The organism is Paenibacillus sp. MER 180 (genome assembly GCF_023713665.1).
GTDB classification, from domain to species: domain Bacteria; phylum Bacillota; class Bacilli; order Paenibacillales; family Paenibacillaceae; genus Paenibacillus_B; species Paenibacillus_B suaedae.
In genome coordinates this window covers 1-1,306 of sequence record NZ_JAMAVT010000053.1, presented here as the reverse complement: position 1 = coordinate 1,306, position 1,306 = coordinate 1, and the positions used below count along the sequence as shown (strand labels likewise).

The following is a 1,306-nucleotide window of genomic DNA, read 5'->3' as shown; positions in this document are numbered from 1 at the left end:
TGTTTATTGCATACTAAAAGTGCCTAAAATTGCAGCGTAAAAATGCTCAAGCTGAATGCAAAAAGGCACTTGTCAGCCCCTTAAAATCCTCCTATCGTTAGGTTTGCTGAGAACTTAACAAAGGAGATGGAAGGATGCTGAAAATGCCTCAACAACACTATATCAGATTTTTACGTGAAGCAGAAGGGTGTTCGGTCAGAGATATTGCTAGACAGATGGGCATCCACTGGCGGACGGCAAAGAAGTATGCAGATCAGTCCGACTGGAATGAATCTACAGGCAAGAGAAAGAGCCGAAGTCCAGTCATGGGGCCCTTTATGGACATCGTGGATACGTGGCTGGAGGAAGATCGGCTGCTCCCTCGCAAGCAGCGGCACACGGGTATACGTATCTATCAACGCCTAAGAGATGAATATCAGTTTACTGGAGGACAACGGACTGTGCTGGCCTATGTGCAAAAGCGGAAAAACGAAATGCAACTTTCGCGAGCCAAGATCTACGAACGGCTAGAGCATCCGCCAGGGGAAGCACAGGTGGATTTCACCACCATTCAAGTGAGTCAAGCACAGCAACTGCTCACCTATAAACTGCTAGTAGTGTCCTTTCCATATAGTAATGCTTCGTTTGTTTATCCAACACCGGCGGAGAATCAGGAATGTTTTCTGGAGGCAATGAAGCAATGCTTTGAGCAAATGGAAGGCGTCCCTCAGCGAATTTGGTTCGACAACCTGTCGGCGGCCGTCGTTCATATCAAAAAACAAGGCGAGCGGCAGCTTACAGAAGGATTTCAGCGCTTCTGTGCCCACTACCGGTTTGAAGCCGTATTTTGTAATCCATACAGCGGACATGAGAAAGGGCATGTGGAAAACAAATGCGGATATGCCAAACGCAACTGGGCCGTTCCCATTCCGATCTATGAAAGTCATGAGCAGCTGGTGTCTTTTTTCATGGAGCAGGCCAGACACGACCAAGAGCGAGCACATTACGCCAAAAGGACACGAATCACAGATCTATGGGAGGAGGATCGAAAGCAGCTGTTAACCCTGCCGGAAACCAGCTTTCAGCCATTCCGTATGAGTGCAGCAGTGGTAAACAAGTACGGAGAAATTCGAGTCGATGAGACGATGATGATTCCGTTGCTGGGATTAGCCCAGCCAGGTAGTGAAGTACTGATTCAAACGTTTTGGGATCGCATGGTAATCCTAAGCAGCCAGCACCAACGAATACAGGAAGTACCTCGTCCGTATACGGGACAAACCGTACAGATCCCATGGCCTACAGTGTTCAAGAACCTGCTGCGGAAGCC

At 48.5% G+C, this 1,306-nt stretch carries 1 protein-coding gene; it reads left to right on the top strand.

Features of this window, described 5'->3' with window-relative positions; genetic code table 11:
• Nucleotides 1–134 precede the first annotated feature (134 nt).
• Nucleotides 135–1,306: IS21 family transposase (gene istA, locus M3661_RS29740; RefSeq protein WP_251491273.1), on the top strand; the 1,172-nt coding region annotated here is incomplete at its 3' end.